This is a genomic window from Enterococcus sp. C102(2024), assembly GCF_040888205.1.
GTDB lineage: Bacteria > Bacillota > Bacilli > Lactobacillales > Enterococcaceae > Enterococcus > Enterococcus faecalis.
Genome location: NZ_JBFOHH010000001.1, coordinates 187,494 through 206,012, shown reverse-complemented (window position 1 = coordinate 206,012; position 18,519 = coordinate 187,494). Strand labels below are relative to the sequence as shown.

Annotated in this window: 17 protein-coding genes; 2 read left to right on the top strand and 15 right to left on the bottom strand. The window is 35.4% G+C overall.

The window, feature by feature from the left end:
- Window positions 1-20 precede the first annotated feature (20 nt).
- The 4 genes from AB3I34_RS01135 to AB3I34_RS01120 form a co-directional block, all read right to left on the bottom strand.
- A complete protein-coding gene (locus tag AB3I34_RS01135; RefSeq protein WP_002384674.1) occupies window positions 21-1,061 on the bottom strand; it encodes an ABC transporter ATP-binding protein in 1,041 nt (346 codons plus the stop codon).
- Between the two features lie 38 nt (window positions 1,062-1,099).
- Entirely contained in the window at window positions 1,100-1,879 is a 780-nt protein-coding gene (locus AB3I34_RS01130) for an ABC transporter permease (protein ID WP_002357916.1), read from the bottom strand.
- Complete coding sequence (locus AB3I34_RS01125) at window positions 1,872-2,708, bottom strand: ABC transporter permease (RefSeq protein WP_002382189.1); 837 nt, start codon at window positions 2,706-2,708, stop codon at window positions 1,872-1,874. The genes AB3I34_RS01130 and AB3I34_RS01125 overlap by 8 nt, the downstream gene beginning before the upstream one ends.
- A 207-nt stretch (window positions 2,709-2,915) precedes the next feature.
- The gene (locus AB3I34_RS01120) at window positions 2,916-3,296 is read right to left on the bottom strand and encodes a hypothetical protein (protein WP_025187334.1); all 381 of its coding nucleotides are present in this window, start codon (window positions 3,294-3,296) and stop codon (window positions 2,916-2,918) included.
- Between the two features lie 229 nt (window positions 3,297-3,525).
- Here AB3I34_RS01120 and AB3I34_RS01115 point away from each other — a divergent pair, with 229 nt between their 5' ends.
- Window positions 3,526-4,287 (top strand): WxL domain-containing protein, encoded by a 762-nt coding sequence (locus tag AB3I34_RS01115; RefSeq protein WP_025189354.1) that lies wholly within the window; start codon window positions 3,526-3,528, stop codon window positions 4,285-4,287.
- A gap of 113 nt (window positions 4,288-4,400) precedes the next feature.
- Here AB3I34_RS01115 and AB3I34_RS01110 read toward each other — a convergent pair whose 3' ends face one another.
- From AB3I34_RS01110 to alsS, 3 genes are all read right to left on the bottom strand, one after another.
- The gene (locus AB3I34_RS01110) at window positions 4,401-5,483 is read right to left on the bottom strand and encodes a PA2928 family protein (protein ID WP_002377768.1); all 1,083 of its coding nucleotides are present in this window, start codon (window positions 5,481-5,483) and stop codon (window positions 4,401-4,403) included.
- Window positions 5,484-5,640: 157 nt separating this feature from the next.
- Window positions 5,641-6,345 (bottom strand): acetolactate decarboxylase, encoded by a 705-nt coding sequence (gene budA, locus AB3I34_RS01105; protein ID WP_010712328.1) that lies wholly within the window; start codon window positions 6,343-6,345, stop codon window positions 5,641-5,643.
- Window positions 6,346-6,356: 11 nt separating this feature from the next.
- Window positions 6,357-8,009, bottom strand: coding sequence for an acetolactate synthase AlsS (alsS, locus tag AB3I34_RS01100; protein WP_002371300.1), 1,653 nt, complete (start codon window positions 8,007-8,009; stop codon window positions 6,357-6,359).
- Between the two features lie 277 nt (window positions 8,010-8,286).
- Here alsS and AB3I34_RS01095 point away from each other — a divergent pair, with 277 nt between their 5' ends.
- Window positions 8,287-9,195 (top strand): LCP family protein, encoded by a 909-nt coding sequence (locus AB3I34_RS01095; RefSeq protein WP_002390119.1) that lies wholly within the window; start codon window positions 8,287-8,289, stop codon window positions 9,193-9,195.
- Between the two features lie 72 nt (window positions 9,196-9,267).
- Here the strand turns inward: AB3I34_RS01095 and AB3I34_RS01090 are convergent, their stop codons facing one another.
- The 8 genes from AB3I34_RS01090 to AB3I34_RS01055 form a co-directional block, all read right to left on the bottom strand.
- A complete protein-coding gene (locus AB3I34_RS01090) occupies window positions 9,268-9,969 on the bottom strand; it encodes a hypothetical protein (protein WP_085444139.1) in 702 nt (233 codons plus the stop codon).
- A gap of 3 nt (window positions 9,970-9,972) precedes the next feature.
- Window positions 9,973-10,806, bottom strand: a complete 834-nt coding sequence (locus AB3I34_RS01085) for an ABC transporter ATP-binding protein (protein ID WP_368027829.1) — start codon at window positions 10,804-10,806, stop codon at window positions 9,973-9,975.
- Between the two features lie 351 nt (window positions 10,807-11,157).
- Complete coding sequence (locus tag AB3I34_RS01080) at window positions 11,158-12,621, bottom strand: helix-turn-helix domain-containing protein (RefSeq protein ID WP_085444137.1); 1,464 nt, start codon at window positions 12,619-12,621, stop codon at window positions 11,158-11,160.
- 187 nt (window positions 12,622-12,808) lie between these two features.
- Window positions 12,809-14,920 (bottom strand): MucBP domain-containing protein, encoded by a 2,112-nt coding sequence (locus AB3I34_RS01075; protein WP_010712323.1) that lies wholly within the window; start codon window positions 14,918-14,920, stop codon window positions 12,809-12,811.
- The gene (locus AB3I34_RS01070; RefSeq protein WP_002366500.1) at window positions 14,913-15,257 is read right to left on the bottom strand and encodes an LPXTG cell wall anchor domain-containing protein; all 345 of its coding nucleotides are present in this window, start codon (window positions 15,255-15,257) and stop codon (window positions 14,913-14,915) included. Before AB3I34_RS01070 ends, AB3I34_RS01075 begins: the two co-directional genes overlap by 8 nt.
- Before the next feature lie 16 nt (window positions 15,258-15,273).
- Window positions 15,274-16,302, bottom strand: a complete 1,029-nt coding sequence (locus tag AB3I34_RS01065; protein WP_010712322.1) for a DUF916 and DUF3324 domain-containing protein — start codon at window positions 16,300-16,302, stop codon at window positions 15,274-15,276.
- Window positions 16,289-16,954, bottom strand: a complete 666-nt coding sequence (locus AB3I34_RS01060) for a WxL domain-containing protein (protein ID WP_002366498.1) — start codon at window positions 16,952-16,954, stop codon at window positions 16,289-16,291. Before AB3I34_RS01060 ends, AB3I34_RS01065 begins: the two co-directional genes overlap by 14 nt.
- Before the next feature lie 185 nt (window positions 16,955-17,139).
- Entirely contained in the window at window positions 17,140-18,483 is a 1,344-nt protein-coding gene (locus tag AB3I34_RS01055; protein ID WP_010712320.1) for an NADH peroxidase, read from the bottom strand.
- Window positions 18,484-18,519: the final 36 nt, after the last annotated feature.

Genomic DNA, 18,519 nt, shown 5'->3' with positions numbered 1-18,519 from the left:
ATCTTCCTCCAAAATGGTTTTTATTTTTCTAAAATAACTAATTTCTCAGCTGGAAAAGCCAAGTGAATGGTTTCGTTTGTTTCATATAACTGTTCACTTGTTCCATTAACCAGCAATGTACCTAGCGCTGTTTCCACTTCATATTGATAGCTTTTCCCTAAAAATGTTCGGACAGCGACAGTACCTGCGACAGTATTAGTAGCAGCTTCTGAAACAATCTCAATGTCCTCTGGACGAATCGTTGCCACCGTCGTTGTAACATTTGGTTCAGGATTAGTCGTTTTCACTATTTGATTTGTTTGTGTCCGATAATGACCAGCTTCCATTTTTTCGACAGAGAAAAAGTTTTCAAAACCGATAAATTCAGCGACAAACTTAGTACGAGGCAAACGATAAATCGTTTCTGGTGAATCATATTGTTCAATCACGCCATTATTCATAATGGCCACTTTATCTGAAATAGAAAAACATTCTTCTTGGTCATGTGTGACAAAAACTGTCGTAATGCCTAATTGCTGTTGAATCCGTTTGATTTCAATCCGCATTGCCACTCGCAATTTTGCATCTAAATTACTCAACGGTTCATCTAGTAGTAATAGTTTAGGTTCGATAATCAGAGCACGTGCTAGCGCAACCCGCTGTCTTTGACCACCAGATAATTGTTTTGGATAACGGTCGCCTAAACTTTCTAAACCACATACTTTTAGCATTTCCGTGACTTTTTGGTCCATGGTTTGTTTGCTTTCTTTGCGTAATTTCAACCCAAAAGCGACATTTTCTGCAATCGTTAAATGAGGGAATAACGCATAACTTTGAAAAACCATCCCGAAGTTTCTTTTATGGACAGGAACCTTTGTTAGTTCTTCTTGATCAACGAAAAACTGTCCGTCGTTTGGCTTAATTAATCCAGCAATCACTCTTAGCGTAGTCGTTTTACCACAACCACTCGGTCCTAATAAAGAAACTAACTCTCCTTTTTCCATTGAAATATTTAAATCTTTTAAAATATCTTGTTTTCCGTCATAGCTGACGCGAATATCTTTTAAATCCACAAAAGTCAAAATTTTCTCCTCTTTCTATCTCGTGCTTCTTCCATGTTTTAGGCAATGGAAGCTAGTCCCAACGTTTTTTCAATTAAAAACATTAAGCCCATTGTTAGTAGCATCAACAATACAGAAATTGCTGAAACAGTTGGATCATAATTGTATTCCATATAACTTAATAAAGAAGTAGGCAGCATCGTCACACCGGGACCTGATAAAAACATCGATACAGGAACATTGTTAAACGAATTGACAAATGCTAACATAAAGGCTGCAAAAATTCCTGAAGACACATTGGGTAAAACAATTTGAATGAATGCTCGCAATCTTGTACAACCTAATGTCCAAGCTACTTCTTCCATTGAATAATCTAGTTGTTCCATACTTGACCCAACCACTCGAATAATATAAGGCAAACTAATTAAAAAATGCCCCATTAATAATCCTTGAAAGACAGGCAAACCTAATTTAATAACAATATATTGAAATAACGTATACCCGACCACAATTCCTGGAATCACAGTTGGGGATAAGAAAAAGCTTTTAATAAAGTTGCGCCCACGAACGGAATAACGTGCCAGCGCATAGGAAGCCGGAATCCCTACTATTAATGCTAAAACAGTCGCTAATACCCCAATCAACAAGCTTAACTTAAAACTGTCCATAAACGTTTCCGATTGTAAGGCTTTGGCGTACCAATCTAAAGTAAATCCTTTAATCGGAAATTGAATCGCTGCGGCTGTTCCAAAAGAAGTCACCACAATCAAACATAATGGTAAAAATAAAAACAGAAAAACTAGAATTGCAATAACAGATAGTCCTTTTTGCTTACGCATGATTTGCTTCTCTCCGATCTACTTTCTTAGCGACCATGTCTAGGCCTTTCATCACAATTAATGTCGTTAAAATCATAATAAATGCAAGAACACTCGCCGATTGCCAATCACCTAAAGTATTAGCCTTTTGATATAAGAAGGTCGACATCATCATTTTTTGGTTACCACCTAACAGCTGTGGCGTCGTATAAGCCGTTAAAGTTCCTGTAAACACTAATATACTTCCTACAATGGTGCCTGGAATTGATAAAGGTAAAACAATTTTCCGAAAAGCCGTCATTGGATTGGCACCTAGCGTCTCAGCCGCTTCTAGCATTTCTCCTTCAATGTTTTCCATAACCCCAACTAAGGTCATAATCATTGTTGGTAAAAATAAATACACTGAACCGATAATAATTGCAAATTCTGTATACAATAAATTCAGCGGTTGCTCAATTAAGCCTGTTTTTAATAACAACGTATTCACTACACCGTTTTTTCCTAAAATGTTAATCCAAGCAAAACTTCGAATAACTGAATTGGTTAATAGTGGAAACAAGGTCATAGCCATTAAAAAGCCACGCCATTTTTTGGAAACTCCAGCAATAAAGTATGCCGTTGGAATGCCCAACACAATTGAAATACCCGTCACAATTAACGAAACTCTTATCGTTCGCCAGAAAATTGAAACATTATAGTCATCTTTAAAAAAAGTAACATACTGATTTAGTGTCAAGCCATGATCAGTAAAAATGGTTGGCAAAATGCTAGTAATTAATGGAATCATTAAGAAAAATAATAATAGTACTAGCCCCGGTGCCACAATTAAATAAGGAACTTTCTTGTTCATTCGTACACTCCTCGTTCGTTTTTTCACTTCATCAGTATACGCAAGGAAAACGTATATTTCAACACATTTTCATCTTTTTGTTCGTTTTTAAACCCGAACGTTCGTATATTTTTTCGGAAAAGGTTATTAAAAAATAAAACACGAACATTAAACAAAAAAACACAAACAAAACTGTTTGTGTTTTTTGTCAACTTTTTTATTTATCATTTAATTTTCTTGGAACGTTTGATCCTTTTCCATCATTTTCACTATAATACCATCTTGATACACCTGATAATATCCGAACAATTCATTCTCTTTTGAGACACTATTCTTTTCAGATATAATTTGAACAACATAACTTCCTTTATTTGACTGCTTAAACGTATAATGAAACGCCGAGTCATTCGTTGGTATCCCTAAACCATTTTGTAAAAATTCAATCGCTTCCTGTTTAGTATAAGATTCTGCTTCTAATTGCGTTCCTAAATGCGGATTTTTTTGATCAACAAATTGTCTTGCTTTGTCATTATTAGCAGACCTTTCTATAACGACTTCCTGTTGCGAATTCCTACTTCCTGAACAGCCAGATAATACAAATAAAATCATCAACAACCCGAAACACTTACTCAATTTTTCTCCTCCTCTCCATTTTGATTAGCGATACTTGATGATTTCTTTTATATTTTAGCATGCTTGATATAACGAATTGTGCTCAAAAAAGACAGAATCAACAAGTAAAAATTGTCGACTCATCTTTCTCTACTAATATTAAACACTATCTATCTCAATATTTTCGAATTACCTGTAAATTACTGATAAATAAAAACAGCTCCTTTTGCGTATACTTAGATTATCAGCGCCTAAAGGAGGAACTTTCTTGAAGCAAAACAATCTACTCACTTATCAATCACTTGCCGTCTTGTTGCTAGTATTCAGTCTCTTTAGTTTTGACCCATCGGTTTCTTTTGCCACCCGTTCTGGAAAAACGCCTGTTTCAGTTAAACTAGAACTTGGAGGGCTGCCTGGCGATGAATCGGTTGACGATGCCATTGATCCTGATTTAGAAAATCCTAACACTAGTTTTGACTTGCTCTTTATTCCGAAAGAATTTACTTTTGAAACCCAAGCGATTTCTGGTGATTTAACGGCAGTTCCTATCCGACCTTCTGAAGGCAATACTCATACAATGAGACACTTCGGGATGGGGGATGTTCGCGGAGCCTTAACTGGTTGGCATGTCACTGCTGAAATCCCACACATGCGAAACGAAGCTCATTCTTTACTAGGCATCATTACGTTTCAATTAACAGGCGGCTATGCCCGCTATGACAAAACGTTAAGGCGTTTCTTTATGACAAATACAATGTATGGACTGGATTTTTCAGAAGATCCTGCTGCACCCGACTTCCCGACCAACCCAATTATTATCGGTAACGGTGCGACTTTAATGAGTAACGCTGGTGATAGAAAAGGACAAGGAATGTGGTGCGGCCGCATGACCGATATTTCTCTTGCAATCCAAACCCCTGTTTCACAATTATTTCCTGGCGCATATACAGGTTCGATTATCTGGAATTTAATCTCTGGACCTGCATAAAATAAAAAAGCGCTTAGAAAACTAGCGGAATCACTACTCTTCTAAGCGTTTTTTTATATCATAAGGACTATTTGCTCCTTCTATTTGTCTAAGCATGCTTTACCGCTTTTCGTTTAACGAATCACTTGGCCCCAACGGTAATCAAACTGATACTCTTGATTACCATTATTCAGGTTAATTTTGTATAAATAACGCGGGACTTTAATGAATAACGCATCCTCTACTTGAAAAGCTTCAATAGGTACATTTTCTTTAGTTAAAAGCAACGATGTTTGCCACTCGTATGTTTTTTTCTGCCAATTGTATAAGCCAACTATCGCTTGATTACTTTGTCTTTTCTTGTATGACAGAACATAATAATTTGCTTCATCTTTCTTGCCTAGTAAAATTGGTGCTATTAGTTGCTCTTCTAGTTTTCCTTGCACTGTTGTACGCTCTTCCGATGACAGCTCTTGACCAATTTGACTCTCATTTGAATCTACCGTCCATTTAGGCGCTTCTTGTGTTTGAAAGACTTCTTTGAAAGTTGGGTCTTGTTTTAACTGCCAATTTTTCAAATCTAATTGATAATATCGATTGTTTAATCCATAAATATAGAGATAGCGATTATCCATAAAACGATAATCAACGAAATTAGAGCTTAAATAGTCTTTTAATTCAGGGAATTTCTTCACTAAATCCGCTTCGGAAAACTCTTTTTTCCCTGTTTTTGTATCTAGTAAGTAAATGGCCTCGTTATCAGCATTATTCAAAACCACATATTGATCTGTTTGACCAATTAAATAATCACGCCAGCCTAAACGTTTACTCCACATTCGTTCGCCCGTCTGACTATTAACAGAAATCACTTGGAACAATGAGTTACTAGTGCTAATGCCATTCGTTCGTCCATTTGGAATAATCATTCGCTCTATAGAAGTTAATCCTTTCGTTTTTTCAGAATAAAACGTCGCACTTTTCTCTTCAATCGTTACTGAACGAAACATTCCGAAAAAGATTAAACCAGCAAAATGTACCACTGCAAGATAAACCAACAAAATTAACGCATAGGGAACCAGTCTCCTTGTACTCCGCCTTCTTATTAAGGAAATAACCAAAATACCACTAATTACTATAAAAATAATTGCTACAATGATAACAAAAATATCATGATAGAGCCAACCAGACAATTGCCAACTTCTATAAAGTGTGTCCATTACGCCATCCTTTCCAATTGTTATTTGCTTATTATAAAAAGGATACTATTTTTTTTTGAAAAATAACAACAAAAAGCGACGAACAGCAATAAGCCCATTCAAGTTGACTAACTAGGTCAACTTGAATGGGCGTGGAGAAATGTGCCTTGTTATTCAGTTATTCCGCTTCTTCAATTGCGGACAAAGCTTTTGCAATATCAATTTCTTTATTCCGATAATCAGCATCATGAACTGGAAAATGCTGCCGCAATTCAGCTGTTTCCATCCACGAAACAGTCCCTTGTTTAATGCCAAAATCAAGAATGTGCCCACCAAATTGGTGATCCTCACTGATAAAGTGCAAATGAAACCCTGCGGCAGAGGCACCATGAAATAATTTAGGTGTAAAGAACCCTACAACTGTTCCCTGAATATTCTCCGCTGTAAATTCAGGTTGATTGCGTGCTGCTTCTACAAATGGTGGATACGGTTTTTCTTGTTTAGGTGCCACACGGACATGCATCTTCGCAAAAAGACCGCTAATTTTAATTGCCGCAAAAAAATTAGGACTAATTTTTTCTAAAATTTGTGCTTTAATATTTTCATTGGTTTCCGTTGATACAGGGAATGCGCCATCTTCTTGAAAACGAGTAACTGCGGCATATGGCGTTAATTCTTCGCCTTCTAGAATAGTAATTTCGCCAGTTTGATTTGCATGATACAATGTACCGTCCAATAAAATAATTTCGCCATTTGATCCTTCTAATGTCCCAATTCCAAAATCACCTTGCGTGAGTAACGTACCAATTTCTGCCGTTCCTGCCATCAAACTTTCCATTAAACCGCCTAGCGTACCATGTTGATAAACATATTGTTCGCTCATTTTTCCATCTCCTAATAAAGTTGATCTGGTAACAATGTTTTACCTAATTCTTGATTATCTGAATAATCCACAGGAACATCAATAATCACTGGGCCTTCTGTTTGCATTCCTTCTTCTAAAGCTGCGGCAAATTCTGTTTGTGAATGCACTCGAACCCCTTTGGCTCCAAAAGCTTCAGCATATTTCACAAAATCAACTGGACCAAAATCTACGCCAGAGGATCGATTATATTTCATTTCTTCTTGGAATTTAACCATATCATAACTACCATCATTCCAAATAATATGCACGATATTTTGCTTTAAACGAACCGCGGTTTCTAATTCTTGCGCTGAAAATAGGAAACCGCCGTCCCCAGAAACAGAGATAATTTGTGTATTCGGACGAACCAGCGCAGCCGAGATTGCCCAAGGCAAAGCGACACCTAATGTTTGCATACCGTTACTAAATAATAAATGACGCGGTTCATAACTTCTAAAGTGGCGAGCCATCCAAATATAGTGACTCCCTACATCAACAGTAACTGTCATTTCATTCGTGGTTTTTTCTTGAAGCGTTTGAACAATTTCTAATGGATGTAATCGATTTTCAATTGTACTTGTTTTTACTTCTTTAATCGTTAATTTTTCTTGAAGCGTTTCTAAATAATCTTGCGCATCTTCTGTTAATATTGGTTCACTAAATGCTTCTGATAATTTCAAAATATTTTTAGACATATCACCAATTAGCTCTTCTTCCGGTTGCATATATTGGTCAATTTCCATTTGAACTTCATCAATGACAATAACGCGCGCATCTTTTTCTGCGTTCCAATTACGTGCCTCATATTCAATTGGATCATAACCAATCGCAATCACTAAATCACTTCTTTTTAACAAACGATCCCCAGGTTGGTTTCGAAATAAACCAACACGCCCAAAGAAATGTTCTTCTAATTCTTTTGAAATAATTCCTGCTCCTTGGAACGTTTCCACGACTGGCAAACCAGTTATAGCAACCAATTCACGAATGGCTGCGGTAACTTTTCGTGCAGAGGCCCGCATTCCTAAAAGTAAAACAGGTAATTTCGCTTGCTTGATTCGTTCAGCTAAAGCTGCGATTGTTTCTGCTGATGCATGGCCCAGTTTCGGAGCCGACAAAGGCTTAATTGCTTCGCCTGTCACCGGACTATCTGTGACATCTTGTGGGATCGATAAGAATGTTGCACCTTTTTTCGCTGTTTTGGCGATACGGTAAGCATTGGCAATATTTTCAGATAATGTTTCTGGATCTTGAATTTCTGTACTGAATTTTGTTATTGGGCTAAATAATGCAGCATTATTCATGCTTTGGTGAGTTAATTTTGACAAATCGGACCGTTTCACCTGTCCAGCCAATGCTAAAACAGGGTCCCCTTCTGCAGTCGCAGTTACTAACCCAGTTGCTAAATTGCTGGCACCAGGTCCACTAGTTGCAATAACTAAGCCAGGCTCTCCCGTCAAACGACCAATCCCTTGTGCCATAAAGGCTGCATTTTGTTCATGTCGAGCTAAAATTAATTCTGGACCTTTGTCAACTAATGCATCAAAAACCCCATCAATTTTTGCACCGGGAATCCCAAAAATATAGGGCACTTCGTGATTGATTAAACTTTCTACTATGATATCTGATCCTTTTTTACTCACTGTTATACCTCCGATTAAAATCTGTACTAATTACAAATACAAAAATACCACTAAAATTCTAATTAATCAACAATGAAACACCTTGAAAACGTGTAATATACTAATTCGCATATTTTAATAGAATTGAGATATTTCAAAAGATTAAGCAAAAATAATGCAAAATACCTTAAAGTTTTATAGTCTTTCAACAATTATTATATACTTCTTCACTAAAAATTAGTAAGATTAACCTATAAGAAAAAAATCACAACCTGTGATAAATTATTGGAGGAAAAATATGTCAAAAGGGAAGAAAATTTTTGCCATTATCTTTGGAATTATCTTGGTTCTATTTCTTGCAGTTGTTGGAATGGGAGCAAAACTTTATTGGGATGTTTCTAAATCAATGGATAAAACCTATGAAACAGTAGAACGATCTAAAAAAAGTCAGGTCAATTTAAACAATAAGGAGCCTTTTTCTGTTTTATTATTAGGGATCGATACAGGCGATGATGGGCGTGTCGAGCAAGGTCGTTCGGATACAACAATTGTTGCAACAGTTAATCCTCGTGACAAGCAAACAACCTTAGTCAGTCTTGCTCGCGATACCTATGTAGATATTCCAGGTCAAGGAAAACAAGATAAATTGAATCACGCCTATGCTTTTGGTGGGGCATCTTTAGCAATGGACACAGTTGAAAACTATTTAAACATACCTATTAATCATTATGTTTCAATTAATATGGCTGGTTTAAAAGAATTAGTCAACGCGGTTGGCGGAATCGAAGTGAACAATAATCTGACTTTTTCTCAAGACGGGTATGATTTTACGATTGGTAAAATTTCATTGGATGGTGAACAAGCACTCTCCTATTCAAGAATGCGTTACGAAGATCCTAATGGTGACTACGGCCGCCAAGAACGTCAAAGAAAAGTGATTGAAGGCATCGTCCAAAAAGTCTTAAGTCTTAATAGCGTGAGCAACTATCAAGAAATTTTAACAGCTGTTTCTGATAATATGAAGACAGATTTAAGTTTTGATGACATGAAAAAAATTGCCTTAGATTATCGCAGTGCCTTTGGTAAAGTGAAACAAGACCAACTTCAAGGTACTGGTTTTATGCAAGATGGTGTTTCCTATCAACGTGTGGATGAACAAGAATTAAATCGTGTCCAACAAGAGTTGAAAAATCAATTGAATAACTAAGTAAAAGCATGTATCAGACAATAAAATACGTCTGATACATGCTTTTAAAATCTTAAATCGAACTATCCTTACTCAAAAATCAATTCGTAGTATTTTCCAATGATTTATTCCGTATAACACTAGTATGCTTACTAAACAATAAAATAATTCATCCATCGTTCCTGAACCCATCCCTAAAAATGTTAAAATGTAAAAAGGAGACTGCAAAAGAACGACCCATCCGATAGTTGATGCTCCAATATTTATTAAAATAGGAACAATCATCACAAAAACTAAATTAAAGATCGTTAAAGTCACTCCCTGTATATGAAAGAATAAATACATTGTTATACCTAAAACTAAGTAGAATAACGGCAACAGTATATAAGAAGCTAATAGGACAGTCAACACTTTCCATGAAATAGCTACTGAAAGAACCATGCTTAAAAGAGCACAAACACCGATTAATAAAAATCCAGCTAACAAGCCCAAACATAGTCCACAAATCAACAGCGAGAACAAATAAAGATGGCGACCTTGCCTCGTTTTAAAATAATAATCACTAATTCGTGAGCCTTGATCGTCAACAACAAAGGACACTACTAAAATCGGTAATAGCAAGCTGTTAATAAAATTCATCGCACTGATATAATCATTTACATCAAACATATCGCCAAAAAAATAATTTAAAAATGGTGGAACTAACCCTAAAATGGCAAACATAATGAGATAGCTTCCAGAAAACAAAAAAATTCTGCGCTGAATATCTTGTTTTAACACAGCTTTTACTTTCATCTCTTACTCCCCTTCTACTAATGAAAAATAAACATCTTCTAAATTTAGTGCATGTTTTTTCATTTCTAATGGAATGATGTCGTTTAAAACCAACTCTTTCAAGAACAACGGATAATCTTCTTCCGAAATTAACCAAAGAGGATGTCTTTGTTCTACGCCATCAAAAAGAGCACTAATTTCACTCACTTTGTCTTCGTTTTCTTCATCAAAGGTAAATTGATAGACTGATACTTCTTTTCCTAAAGTGACTGTTTGAATAATTGCTCCATTTTTAATAAAATACGCTCGATCGCACAACTTATCTAGATCCCCTAAAATATGACTGGAAATGACAATCCCTATATGTAACTCTTTTGCTAAGTGCTTTAGTGTCTGAATGGTCGCTTGTATGACATCTGGATCTAAACCGTTCATTGGTTCATCTAAAATAAGCAGCTCATTTTTGTTAATTAAAGCTAACGCCATTCCTAAGCGCTGCTTCATACCTAAAGAAAAATCTTTGACTTTCTTTTTCCCGTAATTTTTCATATCAAATAGTGATTCTACGTAATCAACTGAATAACTCTCTTTTGAAAGAGCACGAAAATAATTAAGATTTTCTCTTGCTGTTCTATTTGGAAAATATTTAGGTCCATCAATTAAAACACCAATCCGTTCTTGTCCAACGACTTTACCTTGAAAATTAACAATTAACCAACTCATGATTTTCATTGTAGTCGTTTTACCTGCACCATTTGGACCAATTAAACCTACAATTTCACCTGGTTCTACAGTAATTGAAATATTTGTTAGAATTTCTTTTTTATCAATGGTTTTTGAAATATTTTCTAATTGCATTAGCAACACTCCTTAACTACAATTTTTTTCAGCCTTTAGTTCGTAATAGCAAAACAAGCCAATCCCTATTAATTTAACACTAATTACTACCATACCAAATGCAACCATTACTACCCGCTCCTTTCTATACTTTCAATTACTAGCATAGCAAGAAAAATAATCATTTTTTAGTGTAAAAAAATCCGCTATTTGGAAAAAAAATAAAAGAAACAGCGCCGGCAATTATCCTTCAGCGCTGTTTCTAAACTGACTAAAATTGTCTGTTAGCCAATGTTGCTTTTGTAAGTAAACAAAATTAATAGTAGTCGATATGTTATTAATTTAAAATGTAAAGCTCGCAAAAAAGTAGCTTTATTTATCATTGCAATGGGTTATTTTATAAAGAATTTTCTCTAAATTCCGCCAGTTGCGTTCTGTTGGTATATTTTTCATCAGTAGTAAAGTCGTTCCTTTTGTATCAAAATAATAGTTAGAAATCACTAAATCGACTTCAGATGCATCTACTTCATAATCATAAAAAGCCAAGGGATAAGCTTTACCAAAATAATTTTTTATTTTATTCATCAACCATAATCGATGAGTATGATGTAAATCGTCTGCAATTAAAATCTTAATGGGCGTCAATTTCTTTAACAACAAATCATAATAATCTAAAACATAGTAATAGTTTAAGAAAAGTTGTTCCCAATTTTTTAAAATTTCTTTGACCTCTTTTGTTGCCTGCTCTTGCAAATCTCGATGAAAGTTCTCCATCAGTTGGGCTATTTCCGTATTTTGTCTTTTAATTTCATTAATATAAGACTGATTGAAAAATAAATCAGTATTACCGAAAAAGAATTGACTTCGCTCGTGGAATGCCACAAAGTTAAAAATTAATTCAGAATCTGACAAATCCAATTGAAATTGATAGTCTTTTTGCGTGAGGTTATTTAATAGCAATACAGCTTGGTAAGACGTAGTATGATGCAATTTATGTGCTAATGCATGACTAACTTCATAGCGAGGATTACCATCAATCACTCCAAACGAGTAGATAATTCGATATATAAAATAGATCTCTTCTTCAGGCAGCGATAAGTTACACTTCTTCAGCCACATTTTTACTAAAGGAAAAGCTTTATCAGAATCAGCTACCTGTTTAATTTCATCTAAAAGTTCCACTCTTTTTTGTGGTGCACGTTCTAATACAATTGCTAGCCAATAAGAAAAAATTCGTTTCGGCAAACGTAACAATTCAATATCGTATACCTCTTCAAATTGTTCAATATATTGTTCAATCAACTTTTCAGAAATCGTAAATGGCCAGTCACCTGTACGTGAAGATTGCCAATAAAAATAATAATAAAAAGAACGACTCATGCTTTCTTGATTCTCTAGTTCTAAAGAGAACGTATGAAAGGTCATTTGATATCTTTTAAAATATTTTACTAATAATTTGGCATACCGAAAAACAGTCGAAACACTTGTAAATTGCGCATCTGCATAGTCTTCTAAATTTCTGTCTGGGTATTTGTACATATAATCAATCAAATTGAAATTATAAGATTGACGATAGTAATGCAAGTAAACATTATAGATAGGAAAATTAGCATCTTTATACATATAAAATCGTTGATTATTTTCATTTTTCAGTACAATTTTCCCATTAAATTGTTTAAAAATGTCTGATAATTCTTCTACATACAATAGAATAGATTTTGAAGAAGCATTCAGTAAGTCTTTTAAATCTGCAATGGTTCGCCACTTGTTTTTTTCTAAGAGATAATTAAATAGACGAATTTTCTTTTGAGAAGATTTCGTTAAAAATGTATGCACTTTATCAACCTCCTGTATTTCTAAATTTTTATAAATAACTTAGTCATATTAATTATACGACTTTCTTTTTGCAAGAGGTAAATTTTTGCCCCCAAAAAAACAGGTGCTAAAGAAGTTCCTTAGCACCTGTGCTTGATTTCAATTGATTCAATTATTAAGTCATGTTTAACGGAAATTTTATCTAGCTTTAAATAGGGGCATCTTCTAAGTTCCAAACTAATTGACCTTGATAGCTACCCGCGACATCGCTTGGAACTAAAGTTAATTCAAGTGTATTTGCTAAATTCAACATTTGACTTCCACTGCCACTAGCAATAGTTTGTTCGACGTCATTAATCGGTGTCCGTTTGCCCTCTTTAATAAAGCTTAAACCTTTTGACAATGTTTGATTATTTTGATTTTTCATCATTTGTTGCATTTTAACTTTGACTTTCCATTGACTTTTATCTAACTGGCTTTCATCAGTGATAGCCAGTTCTGCTTCTTGTGGCAGCTTGACATAGCTATCTTTTACAGGGATTTCTAGTTGTCCAAAAGAAAGAACGTCAGGTAATTTTAATTGCGGCCCCTTTTCCAGACTGACTATCTTTTTTTCATTATTTGAAACTTGTCCAGTTTCATTCATTGCGTAAAATTCAACTTCTTGGTCAAGCCAATTATCTGGTATCTTCATTTTCACTTGATCGTCAACAGTCTCTGGTGCTGTTGGATACTCTTTTACTAATTGTTCCTCTCCACCGAAACGTGCCATTACGCGAATCGTTTTTCCTGCTTCGTGTTTTAAAGAATACGCCACCTCAGCTTCTTTAGTAAAGCGAGAAACCGGTATTGCCTCTACTGAATTTTTCAATTGAAATTCCAAATTTTTACGATACCGATGAACGATTGTTTGTTCTTCTTGTTTAAACGTTCCTTGATCTTGTTCCACTGGATTTTTAACTGGATAATATCCAGGGATTTCAGGATACTCAGATGATACATCAAATGCTTGTGTTAAAATACCTGGCTGACTCATTGGCTCTTTCAATGGTTGATTATTTTCGTCGACAAAAAGAAGATTCACTTTGCTGTTATAATTCACTTTCAACATGCCTTCGGTCGCTTGATTAAACACTTTATCTCTATTGGTGGCCTTTGTTTGGATTGTATAAGGTAATGTCAGATTTCCTTCTGTATCAATGAAACGATTATCTACTGCTGGGGCATCTTCACGCCATTTCACGGCGACTGTATAAAGTAAAGTCGTGGCAGTTAACCGGCTATCTTGTGGTTGTAAGGCAGTCAATACTAATTCTTCGCCTTGCATCTCTTGTGAGAACAAAGCCGTTACATCTTCACCATTAAAGTTTTGAATGTTGATATTACCTGGCTCGTATTGCTGTGATTGCAAGAGATTTGTTAAGTTAAAACGTACTTCTAAATTACTTAATTTACGATCCTCTGCAACATTCGGCATGATTTGTTGGGCCTTTAATTCACTAACAGGTTGCGGCTTCTCTAACGTTAAAGAATTTGCTAAGGCCCCGCCAAACTCAGGTTTTGCCACAAAGTCTGTACGATAAGGAATTTCTAATGGCTGATTGTTATTCCAATTTCGATAAATAAAGGTTAATTTTTCTTTTGGTCGAGTTAAAATTTGTAGCTGTTGCTTTTGACTATTGATGGCATCGGTTTCCGTTTCGTTATGATAAGTTACCCAATAACCACCACTTTCATCATTCCATGTTCTAGAAAAAATATTGGTTGGATTAGATGAATAGAGTGATTGAATAGGAAATTGTACGCCAAAATAGTATTTTTTACTCAAATCATAAGTATTTACTGCTGTTGTTACTTGTATCGGTTGATTTTCTTCGTCAAAAAATTCATATGTCACTTTCACATCTCCAAGGAGAGATAGTGTTAAGAAACGTTCTTTTTCAAAAAAGATTGTTCCCCCCGCTCGATTTGACAAATTTTTCAACAGTGAAACTTTAATGCTGACCTTTTTCCCTTGATACCATCCCACATTACGAATCATGGCACTCCCTGCAGGAGAATTTTCATCAACTGTTAATTGACTACTGTTCACATTGCCTTCAAGTGGAATGACTTCTGTTTCTGCCCCAGATTGCATGACAAAAGTATGGGAAGCTGGCGTATAGACACCTGGCAAGGCCTTAAAGTAACCATAATCAGACAATTTTGTGTGATTTGAAATTTTCTTGACTAACTCAGTTGCTTCACCAATTTGCGGTCCTAAAGCAAACCCAATCAACGTGATTATAAAAACGAATGAGGTTTTAGCAATCTTATTCATCTGCTTTCCATCCTTTCTTTCGTCTTCGAGCCACTACAAACAGGATGATGCTTATAAGAAGTAAACCGATAGTTAGTAATTCCAATTGCTGTTTTTCTCCCGTATTGGGTAAAAGTTGATTGATTAATCCTTTATCAGAGTTAATCGTTTCTCGATTGGGTTGTTTGGCTTCATTAACTGGGGTTATTTTTTCAAAAGGCACTACCTGATCCTTATAATTTTTCTGATAAAATGTTATGCCTACTTCTGAATCTACTTGCTGCGCATGTACACTATTAGCACTTGCTAAAAAAAAGAGTGCTAGCATGAACACAAGATACCCACTTCTTTTTTTCATTTTAAAGCCTCCCTATTTATGATTTATTTTGGCGTAGTTTTAAAATATAAATAAATAACGCCAAAATAATTAAGATACAGCTTCCTATCACAAGATACAGAAGAATATTCGAAGCAGGTCGGGTGACTTTGACTGCCTCCTCATTCAATTTTTCATCTTCACCTTTAATTTCAAACGCTTTTTTCAATGTCCACTTTTTACTGTTTTGATCTTCCAACTGAATCGTCAACTCATATAAACCTTTTTTTAAGGCTTCATCATTCCAACTAATTGGAAGTTCAAATTGACTACGTGGTGCCACAGAAATTTGTTTTGATAACTCACGAATTTTCTCACTTTTTCCTTTTTTAGTAACAAAGGCGTTCATTTTCAATTGGCTCATTAAAACTGGTTCTGGATTTTCAATTGTCGCGAACAGTGTTAAATAACCATTTTCTAAACCTGGTTTCACCTTTGTTAACTGAAATGCTGGTTCCATTTTTTTATTTTCAACAACAAGTTTTGCTCCGATTGTGTAAGCAAATTTATTCGTTAAACTAAATCCTTTTATTTCCTTCTCTTTTCCATCTGTTAATTCATAACAATAAAATCCACCTAAAATCGTTCCTTCAAAACCATTTTTAGGGACATTTAATTGAAATGAAACTTCTTTTGTTTCTTTTCCTTGTAATTCGACTGTTTGTGACGGCGAAATCAATTCTTCAAATGTAGGACTACCTAATAATTTTTTTCCATGTTGCGAATAGTCTAAAGCGCCATTTTTATTGGTCAGCCCATTATTTGCATCGACACGCACTTTAATCGGTTGATCACTTACATTTTTCAAGCGTAATTTAAACTCTTGTGTGCTTCCAGGGGAGACTTTCAAATCGTAATAACTGACGGAAGATTGCTGGTTTTCTGGTAAAATAGCTTCTGCTTCAAAATTAATCTGATTTTCCTCAGCAGAAGCCGGTGCAGACCACAGAACCAACCAGCTAACTAAACTAAGAAAAAAGATGGGAATAAAAGTTCCCCATCTTTTTAAAGTCTTACGCTGGCGCATCAGATAAACCCCATGTAATCGTTGCTGTGTAGGCTTGTGCTTCAACACCTGCACGTGGTACAAAAAGTTTTACATTTTCATTTTTACCTTTTTCCCCTTGGAATAAGGCAGCCCAGGCGCCTGCACCTTTGCCTTTTTCAGCTGACATTACTGGTTGTAGTGAATCATTTAGTGTTAAACTATTTGATGCAATTGTTGGTGCTTCTGATTGGTTACTTTCTGTAGTTACTTGACCATTTGCCAAGGTTAATTGTGCACCTTTTAAAACGTTTTGATTTGTTACACCTTTAAATTCTGATATGGATGCGGATAATGCCCAGCCTTCTGCACCTCCACGAGTATCATTAACTTGGACAAATGGTTTTTCATTTTGTGCAAAGTAAGTGGCATCCCCTTGTTGGATTTCTTGTTCACCAAAGCTAATACTTGAAGCGTACGGGATTGATAACGCGCCTTCTGCGCCCGTAGCTGGATCTTCATCTGTATCGCCTGTTGGATCAACGACAGGTTTGACATCTTTCCCAGAACCTGCTTTTAAAGTTACATCAGCTTGCGTGTCTTGTAAGTTTGCTTCATTTGCATAAACTGCTTGTCCTGCAATACTTAATGTTAATGCACTTAATGCAACACTTGCTAAAATTTGTTTTTTCATTCTAAAATTCCTCCTAAAATTTCTTGGTCACTTGCGACCTGCTTTTATTTTTACATCATTTTGAAATTTTAGTAAGAGTAAAAAAATTCTTTGTTTTAGAAAAAAAGTAAAAGTTCGTTGTTATTTTTTTGAAAATATACAAAAAGAACGATACTATTTTTCAGCATCGTTCTTGTCTTGTTTTATTAACGTTCTTGTTTCACCGCTTCTAAAGCCGCTGTATTAATAATGTTCCAAGGTTTGTCAAACGCTGGTTGGAAGAAGAAGTCCGCATAGGCTAAGTCTTCAATCGTCATTTTGGCTTGAATCGCTAATGAAATAGCATTAATGTTTGCAGTTAAATCTGCTTTCGACATTAATTGAGCGCCTAAAATTTGTGTTGTTTCAGGATCATACACTAATTTAAACCAAGCTTTTTGTTTATCTGGATTAAAGTCCATCAAGTAGTCTTCTACTACTGTCACCGCTTTTGTTTCTTTTCCTAATTTTTGAGCCATGACTTCGTTAATCCCTGTTGAAGCAAATTTATAATCAAAGACGGCCAAGCCAGAAGATCCTTGAACACCAGGGAAAGGTTTAACTGGTTCCTCTAGGTTTTTCACAGCAAAGCGACCTTGTTTACGAGCATTCGTTGCTAAGGCAATATTTACTTCTGTGCCTGCAGGATTGTATTTAATTAACGTAGCATCCCCTACTGCAAATACATCTGGCTCACTTGTCCGCATGTATTCATCCGTCTTGATTAGGCCATTCGGATGTAATTCTAAGGTACCTTTTAACCAAGCAGTGTTTGGACGGACGCCAACCGCTACAACGACCAAATCAGCATCGTACGCATTTTTATCTGTAACGACTTTTTGCACACGACCGTCGCCTTCGTAACGTTCAACTGTTTCACCAGTTGCAATGGTAATATTATTGGCTTCCATTTCTTCTGTTAAAACATCTGTAAATTCTTTATCTAGATATACCCCTAATGGACGATCTAAAATGTCAATAACAGTAACCTTTTTGCCGGCTTTTGCAAATGCTTCGGCAGCTTCAATCCCAATATAACCACTACCAATCACAACCACATTATTGACTTCTGGATCTACTGTTTTTTGTTTTAATTTAATGGCCCATTGACGACCACGCATCAAGTAAATATTATCCAAATCTTTACCTGGAATATCTAATTCAAATGGGACAGCTCCGGGACTGATGATTAATTTATCATAATTTTCAACACGTTCTTCACCTGACACTAAATCTTTCACTGTCACTTGATGTTCTTTTGGTTGAATCGCTGTAATTTCAGTATTAGAAAAGACATTTACACCACGGCTCTCCATTTTTTCGCCAGTCATATAGCGAACAGAATTAACATCTTTCACTTTTCCTTCTAGGTACAACTGCATGCCACAAGACAAGAATGAGATAAAATCACCTTTCTCATACCATTGAATTTCTGCATCAGGATGAAGATTTAGTAATTCCTCTACCGCTTCATAACCTCCATGTGATGATCCTAAAACAATAACTTTCATCGCTCGTTCCTCCCATATAATATTATTTCTTACATA